Raw genomic sequence first — 19,495 nt, forward strand, 5'->3', positions numbered from 1 at the left:
CTCAGGCCGCCGCGCTCTCATTCAGGCGTCGGCCGAACACCAGCTCGGCCAGTTCCACGCCCGGGATCTGCAACAGCATGGACGGCAGCGCCGGATCGGCACGCACGCGCCAGCTGTCCGCCAGTTCCAGCTCTACACTGGCCGGACCGCGCTGGTAGCGCAGACGCACCGGTGTGCCGCCGCCCTTCCAGGCGCTGAGCACGCGCTTGAGATCGGCGGCAAAGTCCGCCGCCGGATTGCGCACCCGCAGATTGAGCCCGCGCACATGGTGTTGGCAGGCATCGACCAGCGGCCAGGCGCGACGCACACGCAGCTGCGGGCCGCCGTTGAATTCGTCCCAACTGGCGCTGCCCTCGACCACGATGATCTCGCCGGCCTGGATCAGCCCGCCAAATTCGGCATAGGCTTCGGTGAAGAAGGCGGTTTCCAGGCGCCCGCTGGCGTCCTGCAGCTGGGCAAAGGCGATGTTGTCGCCGCGCTTGCGGATCGGGCCGATCTGGCCGGCGAGGGTCAGATTCAGTTCCTGCCCACGTTGGCGACGTCCCTGTGGCACGCGGGCCGCGGCCTCGCCGAGCGAGCAGCTGACGATCTCGCGCAACCACGGCGCCAGGGCATCGACCGGATGGCCGGAGAGATACCAGCCCAGCACCGCGTACTCGGCCTTGAGCTTGTCGATCAACGCCAACTCGGGGAGCTTGGGCATGGGTGGCGGGGGTGCCGCCACCTGGCTGCCGATGCCGAACAGATCGACCTGGCCGGCGGCGCCGTCGCGGCTGCGCTGATCGGCCGCTTTGAGCGCATCAGGCAGGGCGGCGAGCAGACTGGCGCGATTGGCGCCGAAGACGTCCATGGCGCCGGCTGAAACCAATGCTTCCAGCACCCGCTTGTTGAGTCGCGACAGATCGACGCGCTGGGCGAAGTCGTAAAGATCACGGTAGGGGCCGCCGCGCTCGCGCTCGCGAACGATGGCCTCGGTGGCCGGGCCACCGACCCCCTTGATGGCGCCCAGGCCATAGCGAATCGTCATCGCATCAGTGGCGCGGAAGGCGTAGATCGAATGATTGATGCACGGCGGCAGCACGCTGATGCCGCGGTTGCGGGCATCCTCCAGGAAGTCCACCACCGATTCGGTCTTGTCCATGTCGGCGGACAGGGTGGCGGCGGTGAATTCGGCCGGGTAGTGGGCCTTGAGGTAGGCGGTCTGGTAGGCCACCAGCGCGTAGGCCGCGGCGTGTGACTTGTTGAAGCCGTAGCCAGCGAACTTTTCCATCAGATCGAAGATGGCATCGGCCTTGGCCTGATCGACGCCATCCTTGGCTGCACCCTCGCGGAAGATGCCGCGATGCTTGACCATTTCTTCGGGCTTCTTCTTGCCCATGGCCCGACGCAGCAGATCGGCGCCGCCGAGCGAATAGCCGCCGACAATCTGCGCCATCTGCATGACCTGCTCCTGATAGACCATGATGCCGTAGGTCTCTTTCAGGATCGGTTCGACGCGCGGGTCGGGATAGGCGATCTCCTCGCGACCGTGCTTGCGGGCGCAGAAACTGGGGATCAGCTCCATCGGGCCGGGACGGTAGAGCGAGACCAGCGCAATCAGGTCTTCAAATCGATCGGGCTTGGCGTCCTTGAGCAGGCGCTGCATGCCGGCCGATTCGAACTGGAACACGGCCACGGTATCGCCGCGCGCGAACAACTGGTAGCTGGGGGCGTCGTCCAGCGGCAGCAGATCAATGTCCAGTGCCGGCTTGCCTTCCGCGGCGCGCCGCTCATTGATGGCCGCCACTGCCCATTGAATGATGGTCAGCGTGCGCAGGCCGAGAAAATCGAACTTGACCAGGCCGATGGCCTCGACATCGTCCTTGTCGAACTGGGTGACCGGCAGATCGACCGCGGCGTCAGCCTTGGCTTCCACGTACAGCGCGGTGAAATCGGTCAGCGGCGTGGGTGCGATGACCACGCCGCCAGCGTGCTTGCCGGCATTGCGCGACAGGCCTTCCAAACTGAGGGCCAGTTCCAGCACCGGGCGCGCTTCGTCGTCCTCGTTCTCGTATCGGGCCTTGAGCTCGGAGGAGATGCGGTCGGGCTCCTTCTGCGACTTCGCCGACAGCCCGAGCGCGTCCTCCAGCGTCAGATCCAGCGGTCGGGCCGGAATCAGCTTGGCAATGCCGTCGACGGCCGGATAGGGCAATCCGAGCACTCGGCCGCAGTCACGCACGCAGGCCTTTGCTGCCATCGACCCGTAGGTGATGATCTGCGCGACCTTGTCGGCACCGTAGCGCTGGCGCACGTAGCGGATCACCTCGTCGCGCCGTTCCATGCAGAAATCGATGTCGAAATCGGGCATGGACACGCGTTCGGGATTCAGAAAGCGCTCGAACAGCAGGTCATAACGCAGCGGATCGAGATCGGTGATGCCGAGCGCATAGGCGACCAGCGAGCCGGCGCCGGAGCCGCGTCCCGGTCCCACCGGAATCCCGTGGCGCTTGGCCCAGCCGATGAAGTCGGCGACGATCAGGAAGTAGCCCGGGAAGCCCATCTGGTCGATGACCCCGGCTTCCAGATCGAGCCGGTCCAGATAGTCCTGGCGCGGCCGGGCCAGAGCCTTGGCCGTCTCCAGCTTGGCCAGTCGAAGCGCCAGGCCTTCGTGGGCCTCGCGGGTCAGGCGGGCGCCGGCGGTCTCGCCTTCGCGGGTGGGTACCTCGGGCAGGTAGTAGGTACCGGTCTTCAGACTCAGTGTCAGTCGACGCGCCAGATCGACCGTGTTTTCCAGTGCTTCGGGCATGTCGGCAAACAGCAATGCCATCTCTGCCGGTGACTTCAGATATTGCTCGGCGCTGTAGTTGCGCGGCCGCCGCGAGTCATTGAGGGTGTAGCCGTTGGCGATGGCCACGCGGGCCTCGTGCGCGTCGAAATCTTCGCGATCGATGAAACGCACGTCGTTGCTGGCGATGGCCGGACAGCCGATCGCAGCGGCCAGTTCGGCGGTGGCGATGGTCAGTGCTTCCTCGTGGCTGCGACCGCAGCGCGAGAGCTCAAGGTAGTAGGCATCGGGGAACAGTCGCATCCAGCGGCGCAGCTGCAGCGCGGCCGTCTCGGCGCGCCCGGCCAGCAGCAGGCGGCCGATGTCGCCATTCATGCCGCCGGACAGCGCCACCAGGCCTTCGGTGTGGCCGCTGATCCAGTCGCGCTGGATCACCGGGCGATCCAGCTGTCGGCCTTCGGCATAGGCGCGGCTGAGCAGAATGCACAGATTGCGATAGCCGGCCCGGTTTTCACACAGCAGCGTCAGCCGGGTCGGATCTTCGTCTTCCTGAACCCAGACATCGGCGCCGGCGATGGGCTGCAGGCCGGCGGCCTCGGCCTTCTTGAAGAACTTCAGCAGCGCGAACACATTGCTGTCGTCGGTCAACGCCAGTGCCGGCATGCCGCGCTTGACGCAGGCCTTGACCAGTTCGTCGATGCGAACGGTCGAATCGGTCAGCGAGTACTCGCTGTGCAGTCGCAGATGGACGAATCGGGCGGTCATCCGCTGCTGGGTGGCTGGGGAGCCTTGCAGTATAGGTGAGCCGGGCGCCCGGGCGGGATCGAACCTTGGCGACGGCCCGATGGCACTGGCGGTGCGTATTTGGCGGGCCACGCCCCCGGAGTCGCTCGGCGGCTGTCCCCTGCTCAGGTGAAATCGCGTTTCTCCCAGTTGCGCTTCTTACAGATGCGGCCTACGGTAAAGCCGGCCTCTGGTCGTCGTGGGTCCATCGGTTTCGTGACGACGTCACTGCATTGAGCAACTCGCTGATGTCGTTCTTGCCTCAGGCTTTGCATCTGACCGGAGCGGCCAAAACCTAAACCAACAGTTGTAGTTGGACCCGGGGATACACAGACGCAGTCCAGGAACCTCGGCCCCGGGGCCAGACGGACGTTCCCATGACCCAGTTGAGGAAAATTCCATGAACCAGATTGCGAATCGCCAAGTCCCCTTGGTTGCAGCCTTGTTGCTCGCCCTGTCGGCAAGCCCGGTCTTCGCTGGCCAGACCTGCGAACAAAGTCCGGGCAACGATGGCGGTGCCAGCGCCTCCGGCGTCGATGCTTTCGCCTGTGGCAGCAATGCCAATGCATCGGGTGTGCGCTCCACTGCCGTGGGCACCCGCGCCCGGGCCAGTGATGAGGAAACCGTGGCCCTCGGTGCCGACAGCGTGGCCTCGGGCTTCCATTCCTCGGCGCTCGGCCAGCAGTCGCTGGCCTCCGGCCGCGGCGCTACCGCCGTGGGCTGGCGCGCGGTTGCCAGCGGTGATCTGTCGACGGCCACCGGCAACGACGCCATCGCCAGCGGCGCCAACAGCACCGCCAACGGCCGATCCTCTCGCGCCACCGGCGACAACAGCACGGCCGTGGGTCAGGACGCGCAGGCCACCGGCGTCAACAGCACCGCCGTAGGCCAGGGATCGCGCGCGACCGGTGAAGACGCGACTGCCCTGGGTCAGGGCGCCGTGGCCAGCGGTTTCCATTCCAGCGCCCTGGGTGCGCAGTCGGTCGCCAGCGGCCGCGGCGCCACCGCGACTGGTTGGCAGGCACAGGCGACGGGCGAGCTGTCGACGGCGACCGGTAATGCCGCAGTTGCCAGCGGCACCAACAGCACGGCCACCGGGCGCGCGGCGCAGGCCACCAATGTCAACACCACGGCCACCGGCCAGGGCGCCGTTGCTTCTGGTGAAGACGCCACGGCCACCGGTCAGGGCGCGGTCTCCAGCGGCTTCCATTCCACCGCCACCGGCGCGCTGGCATCGGCTTCCGGTCGCGGTGCCACTGCCACCGGCTGGCAGTCGATCGCCTCGGGCGAACTGTCGACCGCCACCGGCAACGCTGCGGTCGCCAGCGGCGCCAATAGCACCGCCACCGGTCGCGCCGCCAGCGCCACGGGCGCGAACTCGACCGCGACCGGTCAGGGCGCTGCGGCCAGCAGCATCAACTCGACTGCGCTGGGTCAGGGCGCCGTGGCTTCCGACGAAGACGCACTGGCCGTGGGTCAGGGCGCGCAGGCGACGGGCTTCCATTCGACCGCCAGTGGCACGCAAGCGGTGGCTTCCGGTCGCGGCGGCACGGCCAGCGGCTGGCAGGCCCAAGCCACCGGTTCGCTGTCGACAGCGATGGGTAATTCGGCGATCGCCAGTGGCGCCAACAGCACGGCTGTCGGTCGCGCTGCCAGCGCCAGCGGTTCCGACAGCGTGGCGCTAGGCGCCGGCGCCAGTGCGACCGCCAGCGGTAGTGTGGCCCTGGGCAATGGCTCCACCAATGACCGTGCCAACACGGTGTCGGTGGGTTCGGCCAGCAACCAGCGCCAGATCACCAACGTCGCCAACGGCACGGCGCGCACCGATGCCGCCAACTTCGGGCAGCTGACCGATGGCCTCGACGATCTGCGTGGCTATGTGGACACCCGCTTTGACGAAACAGATCAACGCATCGACAAGTTCGGCGCCATGAATGCGGCGATGTCGACCATGCTGGCGAGCGCCTCAGGCGTCCAGAGTGACAATCGCATTGCCGCAGGCGTGGGCTTCTCCGGCGGCGAGTCGGCCTTCGCCGTCGGCTACCAGCGCAAGCTCAGCGAGCGCGCCACGTTCACGCTCGGCGGCTCGTTCACCAATGACGAGAGCAGTGCCGGCCTGGGCTTTGGCTACGGCTGGTAAGATCCGCCAGGCAAGTTCGGCCTGGTCAGAAGGATGAGCGGCAGGTGAAATCCCGGTCTTGGCCGGGATTTCACGTTTGCGGAAATGCAAGGGTTGTTGTGCGGTCAGGGCGTGGCGCTCGTTTTATGCTTTTGACTCCACAACCTCGCTGAGCCGCGCCATGAACAACTCCATTCGCTTTGTTTCCGTCGCTGTCGTATTGCTTGGGCTGTGCACCGATCTGGCCCAGGCGGGACAAACTTGCGGCGATGTTTCGGGCCAGTCCACCGGCGCCAGGGCATCCGGTGACGATGCATTTGCCTGCGGTACTGATGCCCAGGCTGACGGGACCCGCTCCTTGGCGCTCGGGACCAGGTCCCGTGCCACGGATGCCGACACCGTGGCGGTAGGCACCGACGCGCAGGCGTCCGGACTGGGTGGGCTTGCGGTGGGCTCGCAGTCCGCTGCTTCCGGTCGGCGCTCCACCGCCATCGGCACCGGTTCCGCGGCCAGCGGTGACTTGTCGACTGCCATCGGCGGCAATTCGATCGCCAGCGGCGCCAACAGCACGGCCAACGGCTACCAGGCGCGCGCCACCAGACAGGGAGCTACTGCGCTTGGAAATCAGGCGCTCGCCAGCGCCGAATCGACGACGGCTGTCGGTCAACTCGCCGCGGCAACAGCGGTCCAGAGCACTGCGGTTGGCACTGCCGCGCAGGCAACCGGTACGCGCAGTTCGGCGCTGGGGACGCGTGCGGAGGCGTCCGGCGACGACTCGACGGCCATCGGCGAAGAAGCCGACGCCAGCGGGTTGAACGCGAGTGCCTTCGGCGCCCAGGCTGTGGCGAGTGGCGAGAACAGTACGGCAGCGGGCCAGGGGGCTCGGGCCAGCGGGGCGAATTCCACCGCCAACGGCCAGGGTGCCGTTGCATCTGCACAAGCTACCACCGCCGTTGGCCAGGGCGCGGTGGCCAGCAGTGCCAACGCCGTGGCTTTGGGAAGCAATGCCAGTGCATCCGCTGCCAACAGTGTGGCGCTCGGTGGTGGATCGACCAACGACCGCGCCAACACCGTGTCGGTGGGGTCAGCCAGCAACCAGCGTCAGATCACCAATGTCGCCAATGGTACTCAGCGTAACGACGCGGTGAACTTCGGCCAATTCACCGACGGGCTCACCGATCTGCGCGGCTACGTCGATCGGCGATTCTTCGAGCAGGATGAGCGCATCGACAGGTTCGGCGCCATGAATGCGGCGATGTCGACCATGCTGGCCAGTGCCTCGGGGATCCCGAGTGACAACCGGGTTGCCGCAGGCGTGGGCTTCTCCGGCGGCGAGTCGGCCTTCGCCGTGGGCTACCAGCGCAAGCTCAGCGAGCGCGCCACGTTCACGCTCGGCGGTTCTTTCACCAATGACGAGAGCAGCGCCGGCCTCGGCTTTGGCTTCGGCTGGTAGGCGTAAGGCCGTCTGCAAGGCAATGCTCGCGGACGGCATTTCTGAATCCGCCGCGCCCGGACTTGTCCGGGCGTTTTTTCTGCCTTCGAGCCTCCGCAGTCGCCGCTTTCGCAGGTCCGGACGCTGTTGATGCTCCAGGTCGGACGCAGAGCGCCCGGACAAGTTAGGAAAACCGCGTGTTCAGGCGGCCTCCGCCATCGGCGCTCGGCCCGCCTCCAGTGCCTGCGCCAGATCGGACCACAGGTCTTCGGCATCCTCGATACCCACGGACATCCTCAGCAGACCATCGCTGATGCCATGCTCAGCGCGCGCCTGCGCATCGACGATGCGATGGGTCAGGGCGGCCGGGCGCTGGATCAGGGAGTCGACCGACCCCAGGCTGACGGCCGGCGTGATCAGTTGCAGCGACCGCAGCATGCGATCGGCCTCGGCGCCCGAGTGCATCTCGAAGGCCAGCACCGAGCCCGGCCCCGCCATCTGCCGATTGAGGATGGCGTTCTGCCGCTGGCCGCCCATGCCCGGGTAGTGCACCTTGGCGATCTGCGGATGGCGTGAAAGGCGCAATGCCAGTTGCTGGGCATTTTCCTGGGCCGCCAGCACCCTCAGGCGCAGCGTAGATAGACCGCGCAGCAGGAGAAAAGCCGCCAGCGGGTGCAGGATGGCGCCGGTCAGGATGCGTACCTGGCGCAGTTTTCCTGCGAATTCGGCACCGCAGGCGACTACGCCTGCGACCACATCACCATGGCCGCCCAGGAACTTGGTGGCGCTGTGCAGCACCATGGCGGCACCATGGTCCAGCGGGCGCTGCAGGATGGGTGTGGCAAAGGTCGAGTCGACCAATACCGGCACCGAACCTGCCTGCCGAACGATCGCCTCGATATCGACCAGTTCCACGGTCGGATTGGCGGGCGTCTCGATCATCACCAGGGCCGTGTCCGGCCGGATCGCCGCGCCCACCGCGTCGGCATCGACAAAGCTGACCTCGGTGCCGAGCAGGCCGGTGGCCAGCAGATGGTCGGTGCCGCCGTACAAGGGACGCACCGCCACCACATGCCGCCCCTGATCCCCAAGCGCCAGCAGCACGCCCGTCAGCGCGGCCATGCCGGAGCCGAAGGCCACCGCTTGCTGCGCTCCTTCCAGGGTAGCCAGCGCCCGTTCGAAGCGCGCAACGGTGGGATTGTGCAGGCGGGCGTAGACCGGATTGACGGCATTCTCGGCTCCACCGACGAAGGCTTCCAGGCTGGCGGCGGCCGCATCCGGATCCGGCGTGGGATAGGTGCTGGACAGATCAATGGGGGTCACGTGTACGCCGAGCGAACAGAGGTCCTCGCGACCGGCATGTACCACTTGTGTGGCGATGCGCTGTTTCATGACCATCCCTCCCGATTTGCATTTCCAGTCACTAGCGTAGACTTTGGGCGTGCGCCTGGCGGGACCGCCGACGATCATTCGGAGAAAAGCCATGAAGATCGATCTGGACCGAATCGATATCGAATTGGTGCGGCTTCTGCGGAAGCATGCTCGGCTGAGCAACAAGGATCTGGCCGAGGCCGTTGGCGTGGCGCCGTCGACGGCGCTGGAGCGCGTGCGCCGTTTGCGCGAAACCGGGGTCATCCAGGGCTTTCACGCCGAGCTCGATGCCGAGGCCCTGGGCATCGCCCTGCAGGCCATGGTGGCGGTGCGCCTGGCCCGGCATTCACGCGAGATGGTCGATGCTTTCCATGATCATCTGCTTGGCCTGACCGAAGTCCTGGCCTTCTATCACGTCGCCGGCGCTGACGACTTCCTGGTGCACGTCGCCGTGCGCGACAGCGCCCACCTGCGCGGGTTTCTGCTGGCGGCATTCACCCAGCGCGAAGAAGTGGCGCACATCGAGACCCATCTGATCTTCGAGTTCCGGCGCAATCCGGACGTGCCGGTCTATGTGCGGCCGGAGTAGCGCGCATCAGGGTGCGCCCATGGTCTCGGCGAAGAAATTGTCCATCATCAGATAGGCGCGGCGGGCGCTGTCGGGGTTGTACTGGGCCTGACCGGTTGCATTGGCGTCGGGGTCGGTGAAGGAATGCACCGAGTTGCCGAATTTGACCAACTGCCAGTCGGCCTTGGCGGCGCGCATTTCGGCTTCAAAGGCACTCACTTCGTCTGCAGGTACGTAGGGATCGTCGGCACCGTGCAGGACCAGCACCTTGGTCTTCAGTGTGCCGGGCTGGGTCGGGGCCGTTGTCGCCAGGCCACCGTGGAATGAGACCACACCCGCCAGCGGCGTGCCGATGCGCGCCAGTTCCAGTACCACGGTGCCGCCGAAGCAGAAGCCGATGGCGCCGATCCGATCGCGATCGATCGGCGCCGAGTCCTGCTCGATCAGCGTCTTCAGTGCCGTCGTGATGCGCCGGTGCATCAGGTCCAGATCGCCCTTGACGGCGCCAGCGGCCTTGCCGGCTTCGCCACCATTCGCCGGGCGGATGTCCTTGCCATACATGTCTACCACATAGACCGTGTAACCGCGTTCGGCGATGAGATGCGCCTGAGCCATATTGGCCTCGTTGATGCCCATCCAGTTAGGCACCATCAGGATCGAGCGCTTCGCCGGCTGCGCATCATCGTGTACCAGCGTCCCTGCGAACTCGGTGCCGTCGAGAGTGAAGGACAGCGGCGTGTCGGTCAGCGCGGCCGACGCCGAGCTTGAAACCAGGCAGGCGGCAGCAATCAATGGCATAGACCAGCGCATGGCGAACTCCAGTGTGCGAGCAGTCGCCAGATTATCAGTTGCCTCGCTGGACTCCGTGAAGATCGGGCGCGTGAATCCATCCGGTCGGGGGGCGTTGACCTGCATGCCTCCGGATTGCGAAACTCTGACCCAACGCCCTCGTGGCGACCTCCTTTGCCAACGCTGCTGCGGTAACGCGCTGGGCGGGCCGACTGCCGGTCCGTGGGCGCCTGCATCAGCACCGGTCACTGCAGGAGGTCGGATGGAAACTCGAGAGACTATCGTTGCTGAAGGCACGGCCACAGCCTTGTGGCAGGGTCTGGTGAAGGACGCAGAGGCGCGGGCGTCTCGACAGTTGGGCGATGATCTTGAAAGTTATCTGGTGTTTACCTTGATCCGGCACCAGGCCGATGGGCGCCTTGCCGGTCGCACCATGGCCCTGGAATGGCTGGAAACCCTGCTCTCCAGCGGGCGTCGACGCGAACACGGTCTGCGTGACGTGGGTGACGGCTGTTTGCTGATTGCCGGGCTGTACCCGGAACAGGCCGAACGTCGCCGAGTGTCGCTGAGCTATTTTCAGGACATCGGCAGCGATGCCTATCGGCATCTGGGCGCCGTGGCCAGCGACGGGCTCAATCGATTGTTCGAGCAACTGGCACAGGCCTTTGCCGAATTGGTGCGGGTGCTGTTCGAGTTGCGTCGGCTGGCCAGCGCAGAGGGCCGCCTGGATCCCGCCCTCGCTTACGCCTGGTGCGAGTCACGCGGACGGATTCGCCAGGATCGCGCGGCCGATGTCTTCCCCGGCGCCATCGTCATCGATGCACCCACGTCGAAGCATTGATGGATCTGGCCGACTGCCGGGGCTGACTGCAAGCTTGCCGAGTCGCAGACATTGTTTGGTGACTCGGCCCGCTCGGGATACAATCGGCGATTAACCCGCATTTGACCGGCTCAGGAGCTCACCATGGCCCGCATTACCGTCCAGGACTGCCTCAAGGTAGTCGACAACCGATTCGAACTGGTGCTGATGGCCAGCAAGCGTGCCCGTCAGGTGGCCCGCGGTGCCGACACTCTGGTGCCCGAAGACGATGACAAGCCCACCGTCATTGCCCTGCGCGAGATTGCGACCGGGCAGGTGACCAATCAGTTGCTGGCCGATGTCGAGAAGCGCGAGCGCGAGGCGGCCGAACGTCAGGCCATGGAATGGGCTGCTGCCGAACTCGACGATGGTCTGGGCAAGGGCGACGACGATCTTTGATCGAAGACACGGGCGGGGTTGAGACGCGTGAGCACCGAAGCGCCCTCTGCCCCGCTTGCTGCTGCCTCCGCGCAGCAGGACTTGCTGCCGCATTTCATGCTGGAACTGCGGCAGCTGCTGCAGACCTATCTGAGCGCTGAGCAGGTACGGCAGGTCGAGAAGGCCTTTGCCATTGGCGAACACGCTCATCGCGGCCAGAATCGCAAGAGCGGCGAGCCCTACATCACCCATCCGGTGGCGGTGGCGCGCATTCTTGCCGAGATGCACCTGGATGCCGAGACCTTGATGGCCGGCATCCTGCACGACACCATCGAGGATACCCAGGTCACCAAGGATGCGCTGGTGGCGGAGTTCGGCGAAACCGTGGCCGATCTGGTCGATGGCGTCACCAAGCTCGACAAGGTGCAGTTCGCCTCGCGCGAGGCAGCCACGGCGGAAAGCTTCCGCAAGATGTTGCTGGCCATGGCCCGCGATCTGCGGGTGATCCTGATCAAGCTGGCTGACCGGCTGCACAATATGCGCACGCTCGATTCGATGAGCGACGAGGGGCGTCGTCGCGTCGCCCGCGAAACCCTCGATGTGTACGCGCCGATTGCCCAGCGACTGGGCATGAACAAGCTCAAGAGCGAGTTGCAGGAACTGGGATTCAAGTCTCTGTACCCGCGTCGTCATGCGGTGATTGCTGCCCGTATCAAGGCGATGATCGGCAATCGCCGGGAAATCATGAGCAAGATCGAATCTGCCCTGGCGCAGCGTCTCAAGGAAGACGGGATGCCGGCGCGCATCGTCAGCCGGATCAAGTCTCCCTACAGCATCTATCGCAAGATGCGTGGCGATCACAAGAGCTTTGCCGAGGTCGTCGACGTCTATGGCGTGCGCGTGATCGTGGCCAATGTGTCGCAGTGCTACCAGGTGCTGGGTACGGCGCACGGCCTGTACAAGCCGCTGGAAAATCGGTTCAAGGACTACATCGCCATTCCCAAGGCCAACGGCTACCAGTCCTTGCATACCGTGCTGTTCGGGCCCGGCGGTGCGCCGATCGAGGTCCAGATCCGCACCGAGGACATGGATATCGTTGCCGAGCGCGGCGTGGCGGCGCACTGGATCTACAAGTCTGACTCCAGTCCCGCCAACAATGCCCAGATGCGTGCCCGCGAGTGGCTGCAGGGACTGGTCGACACCCAGCGTCAGGCGGGTAGCTCGATCGAGTTTCTGGAGAACGTCAAGGTCGACCTGTTTCCCGATGAGGTCTATCTGTTCACGCCCAAGGGCAAGATCCTGGCGCTGCCGCGCAACGCCTGTGCCATCGACTTTGCCTATGCCGTGCACACCAATGTCGGTGACCATGCCGTTGCTGCGCGTATCGACCGCCAGTTGCGGCCGCTGCGCACGCGTCTGCTCAGCGGTCAGACGGTGGAGATCGTCACCGCCGCCAGCGCGGCACCGCAGCCGCAGTGGCTGGAGTTTGTGGTCACCAGCAAGGCCCGCACCTCGATCCGTCATTATCTGAAGCAGCTGCAGCACGAGGATGCGGTGTCGCTGGGACATCGCATGTTGGGTCGGGCGCTGGCGGAACTGGGCGGCAACCTGGACGCCGTTCCGGACGACCTGCTGCACGCCTATCTGGAAGAGAATCGCATGCGTCGGCTGGAGGAGTTGTTGGCCGACATTGCCCTGGGCGCGCGGATGCCGGCACTGGTGGCGCGGCAACTCTGGCGTGGCGACGCACTTCCGGGCGAGTCGCAGCGCGATGATGTCGTGCGTATCTCCGGCAGCGAGCGCGGAGTGCTCACCTTCGGCCAGTGCTGCATGCCGATACCGGGCGATCCGATTATCGGATTTCTCAGTGCCGGCAAGGGGTTGGTGGTGCACCAGACCACCTGTCCGAACGTGGTCGAGATGCGCAAGCAGCCCGAGCGTGTGGTCCGCGTGGACTGGGAGCCGGAAGTAACCGGCGACTATCGCGTGCAGCTGCGTATTGATGTCGCCAACCGGCCCGGCGTGCTGGCCACGGTGGCCGCGGCAATCGCCGACGCCAATTCCAACATCGAGAACGTGGAATACTTGGATCGCGATGCCCACAGTGCGTCCTTGCTGTTCACCATCGAGGTGCGTCATCGCGAGCATCTGGCCGAAGTGATGAAGCGCGTGCGTCGCGCCGATGTGGTGCTGGTGGTCCACCGTCAACAGATCTGACCGAGAGCCTGGTCCCATGAGAGAACGCAGCATCATCCGCACCGATCTGGCACCGCAGGCGATCGGCACTTATTCCCAGGCCGTGCGTGTGGGCCAGACAGTTTATCTCTCGGGCCAGATTCCGCTGGATCCGGCGACCATGCAGATGGACAACGCCGACATCGAGTCCGAAGTGCATCGCGTTTTCCGCAACCTGCGGGCGGTCGCCGAAGCGGCCGGTGGCGGCCTCAAGGACGTGGTCAAGTTGAATGTGTTCCTGACCGACATGGGCTGCTTTCCGGTGATCAACGAGATCATGGGCAAGTATTTCAACGAACCGTTCCCGGCGCGCGCTGCCATTGGCGTGCGCGAGTTGCCGCGTGGAGCCCGCGTCGAAATGGACGCGATTCTCGAGCTGCCCTGAGTGGCGGCGCCCGCCAGCGCCACTCTGCAGCTCCCGGAGGATGCCTTTGCGCTGCGTGCGGCCCAGCCGCTGTCCGTACTCGGCAGCTTGGGCAAGTCGCTCCTGGCGGATCTGCAGAGTGCCGGATTCCTGACGCTGGGCGATCTATGGTTCCATTTCCCCCTGCGTTTCGAGGACCGAACCGAGGTCCACGCCATCGGCACCCTGCGACCCGGATTGGCAGCGCAGTTCAGTGGTACGGTCGAGCACGCCGAGATCAGTGTCCGGCGCCGGCGCATGCTGCTGGTTGCCCTCGCCGATGGCACCGGCCGGATCGTGCTTCGCTTCTTCCATTTCAAGCAGGCCCAGGCCGAGCAGATGAAGACCGGCACTCGTCTGCTGGTCTACGGCGAGCCGCGCGCCGGCAACTACTCGCTGGAAGTAGTGCACCCCAAATACCGGATACTGGGCGCCGACGAGACCATCGCCGTCGAGGGCGCCATGCGCCCGGTGTACCCCAAGGCCGAAGGCTTGGGGCATGTGCGTCTGCAGCGAGCCATCGAGCGTGCCTTGGAGCTGCTGCCGGAAGATGCTGATGGCCCGCTGGCCAAGCTCTTGCCCGGCGACTGGCCGCCGTTGAGCGTTGCCGTGCGCACGCTGCACCGGCCCCGCGATCGCGCCGAAGTGGAGGCCATCGCCAACGGGCCGCACCCGGCGCGCCAGCGCCTCGCTTTCGAGGAACTGCTGGCACACCATCTGAGCATGCGTCTCGTGCGTGCGCGCGTGCGCAGCGAGCGTTCGCCGGTGTTGCGTACCTCGGGTCGCTTGCGACAGCGGCTGTTGGCCGATCTGCCTTTTGCGCTCACCTCAGCTCAGCAGAGAGTGCTGGCCGAGATCGATGCCGATCTCGCCCGCAGCGCGCCGATGTTGCGGCTGCTGCAGGGCGATGTGGGCTCCGGCAAGACCATCGTTTCGGCGCTGGCGGCGCTGGCGGCGATCGAGAGCGGCTTGCAGGCCGCGGTGATGGCGCCCACCGAGTTGCTCGCCGAACAGCACCGACGCAGCTTCGAGCGCTGGTTCGCGCCGCTCGGGCTGTCCGGCGTCTGGCTCAGCTCACGGGTCAAGGGCAAGGCCCGCGAGGCCGCGCTGACGGCCATTGCCGAGGGCGCTCCCTGGGCGGTGGGAACCCATGCACTGATGCAGGAGTCGGTACAGTTCCAGGCGCTCGGTTTGGCGATCATCGACGAACAGCATCGATTCGGCGTCGACCAGCGGCTGGCGCTGGCGCAGAAAGGACGGGTCGGCGAGTTGCGTCCGCACCAACTGGTGATGACCGCCACGCCGATACCACGGACGCTGGCGATGACCCAGTTTGCCGATCTGGATGTCTCGGTGATCGATCAGATGCCGCCGGGGCGCAAGCCGATCCAGACGGTGGCCGTGAGCCGATTGCGACGTGACGAAGTGACCCAGCGTATCGCCGATGCCTGTGCGGCCGGGCGCCAGGCCTACTGGGTGTGTACGCTGATCGAGGAGTCCGACGAGGTCGAGGCTGAAGCCGCAGAGAAGACCGCCGCCGACCTGACCGCAGCACTGCCGCAGCTGCGCGTGGGACTGGTGCACGGACGGCTCAAGGCGGTCGATCGCGCCGCGGTGATGCAGGCCTTCGCCGCCGGCAACATCGATCTGCTGGTGGCGACCACCGTCATCGAAGTGGGCGTCGATGTGCCCAAGGCCAGCCTGATGATCATCGAAAATCCGGAACGTCTGGGCCTGGCGCAGCTGCACCAGTTGCGGGGGCGGGTGGGGCGCGGTTCGCTGGAATCGAGTTGCGTGTTGCTCTACCAACCACCGCTGTCGGACACTGCCCGGCAGCGACTGGCGGTGTTGCGCGACAGTACCGACGGCTTCGTCATTGCCGAACGTGATCTGGAACTGCGCGGCCCCGGTGAAGTCCTGGGTACCCGGCAGACCGGTGAGGCGCTGTTCAAAGTGGCTGATCTGCAGCGCGACGCCGGTTTGCTCGACCGCGCGCGACAGCTTGCCGACACCTTGCTCAGTCGCGACACGGCAGCTGCGGAACAACTGGTGCGGCGCTGGGTGGGCGCAGCCGCACGCTATGCCAAGGCCTGAGGGTGGGTGAAGGCAGAGCTGGAGGCAGGGGCAGGGGACCAACCGTGCCGCATGTCCTCAGCGTGATGCAGACGCTGGCAATCTGCGGGACTTGAATCATCGAAGCGAAAGAGATCGAGCTTCGCTTCGCGGCCTGACAGCGACGCGAGCCTCGTCCCCTGCCCCCTGCCCCCTCTTGTTGTGTCACTTCAATGTCATGATTCGCGGCATTCTGGGAGAGAGGTAAGCGCTGATGGAACACTGGTGGGTGGATACCGATCCGGGCGTCGATGACGCCTGGGCCTTGCTGATGATGATGGGCTGCGACCACATCAAAGTGCCCGGCATCAGCGTCGTCGGTGGCAACGTCGGCCTCACGCACACATTGGCCAATGCGCTGCGGGTGGTGGATCGGGCACCCTATGCAGTGCCGGTGTATTCCGGCGCTGCCCGGCCACTGATCGGTGGATTGCCCGATGCCGGTTTCGTCCACGGCAGTGACGGTTTTGGCGATGCCCGGCTTGCGCCCGCCGTCGCCACCGCCGAGGCGCTGCCGGCGGCGCTCGCCTTGATCGAGGCCTCAAGGCAGCATGTCGGCCAGCTCAACGTGCTGGCGCTGGGCCCATTGACCAATCTGGCGCTGGCTTGCGCGCTGGACCCGCAGTTGCCCTCGCGCTGCCGGCGACTGGTGGTCATGGGCGGCGCCATCGGTGCCTTCGGCAATACCCGCGTGCCCAGTGCTGAATTCAATATTGGCTTCGATCCCGAGGCTGCGGCCATGGTCTTTGCGCGATGGCCGGGCATGGAACTGGTGGACTGGGAACTGACCATGGCTGCCGCGCCACTCAGCACCGAGGTCGATGCCTGGCTGGCTCGACGCAGCAGTACTGCCCAATGGCTGCAGAGCATTACCCGCAGCACTGCCGCCTTTGTGCATGGCAATGGCTACGAGCGCTGGTCCTGGGCCGATCCGCTGGCGGCACTGGTGGCGATCTCGCCGACGGCGGTTACCGAATGGCGCCGTGCGCCGGTGGAAATCGCGCTGGCCCAGGGGCCTACGCGCGGCCAGACCGTCGTCGACTGGCATGGGCTGGGTGAGTTCACGGGTCCCCCCGTGGCCATTGCCAAGGCCGTGGATGTGGCGGCATTCCATGCCGCGATGCAGAAAGTGCTTTGATTCCACTGTGCAAGCCATGCTATTGTTCTGGGCTCGCTGCATTTTGTGCCGCCAGGAGAGGCGTAGCCATGAAGCCAGATATCCACCCGAAATATTTCGATGTCGTGTTCCAGGACGTGACCACCGACTTCGCCTTTCTGACGCGCTCGACCAAGGGCTCGAAGGAAACCATCACCTGGACCGATGGCAAGGAATATCCCTTGATCAAGGTCGACGTGTCGAGTCAGTCGCACCCGTTCTACACGGGCAAGCACAAGGCCATCGACACCGGCGGCCGCGTCGACAAGTTCCGCAAGCGCTACGGCCAGAAGTAAGCCGGGTTCTTCGTCGAATTCAAACCCCTGGTGCCTTGCGGTGCCGGGGGTTTTTTCGTTGCCGGCAAAGGCTGGATGTCACGCTTGTTGACGGCCGAGTCAGGGTCAAGGGATCAGCGAGACGCTGTGCCATAATTTGCCCTGCAGTGTCCGCCCGAAGATTGCCGTGATCGGCGCAGCGTTCGTGTCTGGTACGCCGTGTCGACGCTGTTTAGATTAGTCTTGCGTCAGACCCAGTCCTCGATGTCCGCCATCGCCGCCTGCTGCGGCAGGGATGTCGACCCATCCTTGGAGTAGCCCTATGTCCAATACCGTTGCTTTTACCGACTCGCGCACCGGCAAGACCGCTGAAATGCCGCTGGTGGAGGGTGTCCTGGGTGATCCGGCCATCGATATTGCCAAGCTCAACAAGGATCTGGGCCTGTTCACCTTCGATCCGGGCTTCGTCTCGACTTGTTCAACCAAGAGCGCCATTACCTACATCGATGGCGATCAGGGCATCCTGCTGTATCGCGGCTATCCGATCGAGCAGCTGGCGCAACAGTCCAGCTTTCTGGAGGTGGCCTATCTGCTGATCCATGGCGAGTTGCCGAATCCGGCCGAGCACAGCGAGTTCGTGCACCATGTGACCCAGCACACGATGATTCATGAATCGCTGAAGCTGTTCATGAACGGCTTCCACTATAACGCCCACCCGATGGCGATGATGGTGGGAATTGCCGGATCACTGGCGGCCTTCTACCACGACTCGCTGGATCCGGAGAATCCGGCTCACCGCATGATCACGGCGATCCGCCTGATCGCGAAGCTGCCGACGCTGGCCGCAGCCTGCTACAAGCACTCAGTCGGTCAGCCCTATGTCTATCCGAAGAACAATCTGGACTACACCGCGCGCTTCCTGGACATGATGTTCGGCGTACCGGCCGAGCCCTACCAGGTGAATCCGATTGCTGCCAAGGCGCTGGATCTGCTGTTCATCCTGCACGCCGATCACGAGCAGAACGCGTCGACCTCGACGGTGCGTCTGGTCGGTTCTACCGGAGCCAATCCGATTGCCTGCATCGCCGCGGGCATTGCCGCGCTCTGGGGGCCGGCGCATGGCGGCGCCAACGAGGCCGTGCTCAAGCAGCTGCATGAGATCGGCGACAAGAAGAACGTCGCCAAGGCCGTGCTGCGCGCGAAGGACAAGAATGATTCCTTCCGCCTGATGGGCTTCGGCCATCGCGTTTACAAGAATTTCGACCCGCGCGCCAAGATCATTCGCGAGATGTGCTACCAGGTGCTCAACGAGCTGGGCATTCACGATCCGCTGCTGGAAGTGGCGATGGCGCTGGAAGACGTCGCGCTCAAGGACGATTACTTCATCGAGCGCAAGCTGTACCCGAACGTCGATTTCTACTCGGGCATCATCTACAAGGCGCTCAACATCCCGGTGGAGATGTTCACGGTCATGTTTGCCATCGCCCGCACCGCCGGCTGGATTGCACATTGGCTGGAACAGAACCAGGGTGGTGACGTCAAGATCGGTCGGCCGCGGCAGATCTATGTCGGCCCGACGGCCCGCGACTACGTGCCGCTGAGCCAGCGCGGCTGAGCTTCGCCCTGGGACGACGGCAGTCCGGTGCTGTATCGGGCTGCCGCGCTCCCGCGATCGACGGCGATTCCTTGACGACTGTCGGCACCGCTGGCGCCTGCATCCGCAATCCGTCGAATCAGGCCTGCTGTTGCAGCGATTCCAGCTGTTTGCGCACGCTCTGCAGATTGAGTCGCTGTGAGGGCGCGCTTTCGCTCCCCACCCTCAGGCGCTGCCGAAACTGAGCGGGGGTGAAGATCCAGACCAGGATCTCCTGGGCGCCGGCGATGAAGCCCAGTCCTGGCAGGTTTTGGCTGGCGCTGCGCGGAATGTGCAAGCGCGTTTCCATTGAGCGCGTGGGAATCTGCTGCTCGTCCAGATACATGTGCACATCGTCGGAGTGATCGGCCTGCACGTGAAGCACGATGGGTAGCCGGGGGTCTGCTGTCCACTCCGCCAGTGGGCCGGTCAGGCGCGGCTCGAAGCGAGCCAGCATCTGCATCGCCTCAAGTGCTGTCTGCAATTGCCCGGCAAGCAGTCCCCGCCCGGCTTCGTGCGCCGGACTAGCCCGCATTTCTCACACCTGCGCGTGCAGATGCCCAGAGTTCTTTGTGGCGTGCGTTCGATTCATCGCTTGCGGCAATCGCAGGGTGTACG

14 protein-coding genes and 1 pseudogene are annotated in these 19,495 nt (G+C 65.2%); 11 read left to right on the forward strand and 4 right to left on the reverse strand.

From position 1 onward, the window contains the following. Position 1 precedes the first annotated feature (1 nt). A complete protein-coding gene (gene dnaE, locus H7A19_01745) occupies positions 2 to 3,529 on the reverse strand; it encodes a DNA polymerase III subunit alpha (protein MCP5473545.1) in 3,528 nt (1,175 codons plus the stop codon). A gap of 418 nt (positions 3,530 to 3,947) precedes the next feature. Here dnaE and H7A19_01750 point away from each other — a divergent pair, with 418 nt between their 5' ends. Both H7A19_01750 and H7A19_01755 read left to right on the forward strand, forming a co-directional pair. Continuing rightward, entirely contained in the window at positions 3,948 to 5,687 is a 1,740-nt protein-coding gene (locus H7A19_01750) for a YadA-like family protein (GenBank protein ID MCP5473546.1), read from the forward strand. Positions 5,688 to 5,847: 160 nt separating this feature from the next. Continuing rightward, on the forward strand, positions 5,848 to 7,119 hold the full coding sequence (locus H7A19_01755; protein MCP5473547.1) for a YadA-like family protein: 1,272 nt from the start codon (positions 5,848 to 5,850) through the stop codon (positions 7,117 to 7,119). A 180-nt stretch (positions 7,120 to 7,299) separates the two neighbouring features. Here the strand turns inward: H7A19_01755 and H7A19_01760 are convergent, their stop codons facing one another. Further along, positions 7,300 to 8,496, reverse strand: coding sequence for an aminotransferase class I/II-fold pyridoxal phosphate-dependent enzyme (locus H7A19_01760; GenBank protein MCP5473548.1), 1,197 nt, complete (start codon positions 8,494 to 8,496; stop codon positions 7,300 to 7,302). Between the two features lie 85 nt (positions 8,497 to 8,581). Here H7A19_01760 and H7A19_01765 point away from each other — a divergent pair, with 85 nt between their 5' ends. Beyond that, positions 8,582 to 9,058: an Lrp/AsnC family transcriptional regulator gene (locus H7A19_01765; GenBank protein MCP5473549.1), complete on the forward strand. Its 477-nt coding sequence runs from the start codon at positions 8,582 to 8,584 to the stop codon at positions 9,056 to 9,058. 6 nt (positions 9,059 to 9,064) lie between these two features. Here H7A19_01765 and H7A19_01770 read toward each other — a convergent pair whose 3' ends face one another. After that, the gene (locus H7A19_01770; protein ID MCP5473550.1) at positions 9,065 to 9,835 is read right to left on the reverse strand and encodes a dienelactone hydrolase family protein; all 771 of its coding nucleotides are present in this window, start codon (positions 9,833 to 9,835) and stop codon (positions 9,065 to 9,067) included. A gap of 253 nt (positions 9,836 to 10,088) precedes the next feature. On the opposite strand from H7A19_01770, the pseudogene H7A19_01775 reads away from it, so the two are divergent. The 8 genes and pseudogenes from H7A19_01775 to H7A19_01810 all read left to right on the forward strand — a co-directional run bounded on the left by H7A19_01775 (position 10,089) and on the right by H7A19_01810 (position 18,859). After that, positions 10,089 to 10,526 (forward strand): annotated as a pseudogene (locus H7A19_01775) (hypothetical protein). 264 nt (positions 10,527 to 10,790) lie between these two features. Beyond that, positions 10,791 to 11,084 carry a DNA-directed RNA polymerase subunit omega gene (rpoZ, locus tag H7A19_01780; protein MCP5473551.1) on the forward strand — a complete coding sequence of 98 codons (294 nt, stop codon included), beginning with the start codon at positions 10,791 to 10,793 and terminating at the stop codon, positions 11,082 to 11,084. Positions 11,085 to 11,180: 96 nt separating this feature from the next. Then, complete coding sequence (locus H7A19_01785; protein ID MCP5473552.1) at positions 11,181 to 13,280, forward strand: bifunctional (p)ppGpp synthetase/guanosine-3',5'-bis(diphosphate) 3'-pyrophosphohydrolase; 2,100 nt, start codon at positions 11,181 to 11,183, stop codon at positions 13,278 to 13,280. 16 nt (positions 13,281 to 13,296) lie between these two features. Next, a complete protein-coding gene (locus H7A19_01790) occupies positions 13,297 to 13,683 on the forward strand; it encodes a RidA family protein (GenBank protein ID MCP5473553.1) in 387 nt (128 codons plus the stop codon). A 24-nt stretch (positions 13,684 to 13,707) separates the two neighbouring features. After that, the gene (gene recG / locus H7A19_01795) at positions 13,708 to 15,795 is read left to right on the forward strand and encodes an ATP-dependent DNA helicase RecG (protein MCP5473554.1); all 2,088 of its coding nucleotides are present in this window, start codon (positions 13,708 to 13,710) and stop codon (positions 15,793 to 15,795) included. Positions 15,796 to 16,027: 232 nt separating this feature from the next. Then, positions 16,028 to 16,951 (forward strand): nucleoside hydrolase, encoded by a 924-nt coding sequence (locus tag H7A19_01800; GenBank protein ID MCP5473555.1) that lies wholly within the window; start codon positions 16,028 to 16,030, stop codon positions 16,949 to 16,951. Positions 16,952 to 17,019: 68 nt separating this feature from the next. Further along, positions 17,020 to 17,265: a type B 50S ribosomal protein L31 gene (locus H7A19_01805; GenBank protein ID MCP5473556.1), complete on the forward strand. Its 246-nt coding sequence runs from the start codon at positions 17,020 to 17,022 to the stop codon at positions 17,263 to 17,265. A gap of 301 nt (positions 17,266 to 17,566) precedes the next feature. Further along, on the forward strand, positions 17,567 to 18,859 hold the full coding sequence (locus tag H7A19_01810; protein ID MCP5473557.1) for a citrate synthase: 1,293 nt from the start codon (positions 17,567 to 17,569) through the stop codon (positions 18,857 to 18,859). Positions 18,860 to 18,977: 118 nt separating this feature from the next. Here the strand turns inward: H7A19_01810 and H7A19_01815 are convergent, their stop codons facing one another. Beyond that, positions 18,978 to 19,412 carry a hypothetical protein gene (locus tag H7A19_01815; GenBank protein MCP5473558.1) on the reverse strand — a complete coding sequence of 145 codons (435 nt, stop codon included), beginning with the start codon at positions 19,410 to 19,412 and terminating at the stop codon, positions 18,978 to 18,980. Positions 19,413 to 19,495: the final 83 nt, after the last annotated feature.

This window comes from Rhodanobacteraceae bacterium, assembly GCA_024234055.1.
Classification (GTDB): Bacteria; Pseudomonadota; Gammaproteobacteria; order Xanthomonadales; family SZUA-5; genus JADKFD01.

Bases quoted from the DNA above. Each gene is read 5' to 3' on its own strand.
- dnaE (MCP5473545.1), bottom strand. From the start codon at position 3,529: ATGACCGCCCGATTCGTCCATCTGCGACTGCACAGCGAGTACTCGCTG.
- H7A19_01750 (MCP5473546.1), top strand. From the start codon at position 3,948: ATGAACCAGATTGCGAATCGCCAAGTCCCCTTGGTTGCAGCCTTGTTG.
- H7A19_01755 (MCP5473547.1), top strand. From the start codon at position 5,848: ATGAACAACTCCATTCGCTTTGTTTCCGTCGCTGTCGTATTGCTTGGG.
- H7A19_01760 (MCP5473548.1), bottom strand. From the start codon at position 8,496: ATGGTCATGAAACAGCGCATCGCCACACAAGTGGTACATGCCGGTCGC.
- H7A19_01765 (MCP5473549.1), top strand. From the start codon at position 8,582: ATGAAGATCGATCTGGACCGAATCGATATCGAATTGGTGCGGCTTCTG.
- H7A19_01770 (MCP5473550.1), bottom strand. From the start codon at position 9,835: ATGCCATTGATTGCTGCCGCCTGCCTGGTTTCAAGCTCGGCGTCGGCC.
- rpoZ (MCP5473551.1), top strand. From the start codon at position 10,791: ATGGCCCGCATTACCGTCCAGGACTGCCTCAAGGTAGTCGACAACCGA.
- H7A19_01785 (MCP5473552.1), top strand. From the start codon at position 11,181: ATGCTGGAACTGCGGCAGCTGCTGCAGACCTATCTGAGCGCTGAGCAG.
- H7A19_01790 (MCP5473553.1), top strand. From the start codon at position 13,297: ATGAGAGAACGCAGCATCATCCGCACCGATCTGGCACCGCAGGCGATC.
- H7A19_01800 (MCP5473555.1), top strand. From the start codon at position 16,028: ATGGAACACTGGTGGGTGGATACCGATCCGGGCGTCGATGACGCCTGG.
- H7A19_01805 (MCP5473556.1), top strand. From the start codon at position 17,020: ATGAAGCCAGATATCCACCCGAAATATTTCGATGTCGTGTTCCAGGAC.
- H7A19_01810 (MCP5473557.1), top strand. From the start codon at position 17,567: ATGTCCAATACCGTTGCTTTTACCGACTCGCGCACCGGCAAGACCGCT.
- H7A19_01815 (MCP5473558.1), bottom strand. From the start codon at position 19,412: ATGCGGGCTAGTCCGGCGCACGAAGCCGGGCGGGGACTGCTTGCCGGG.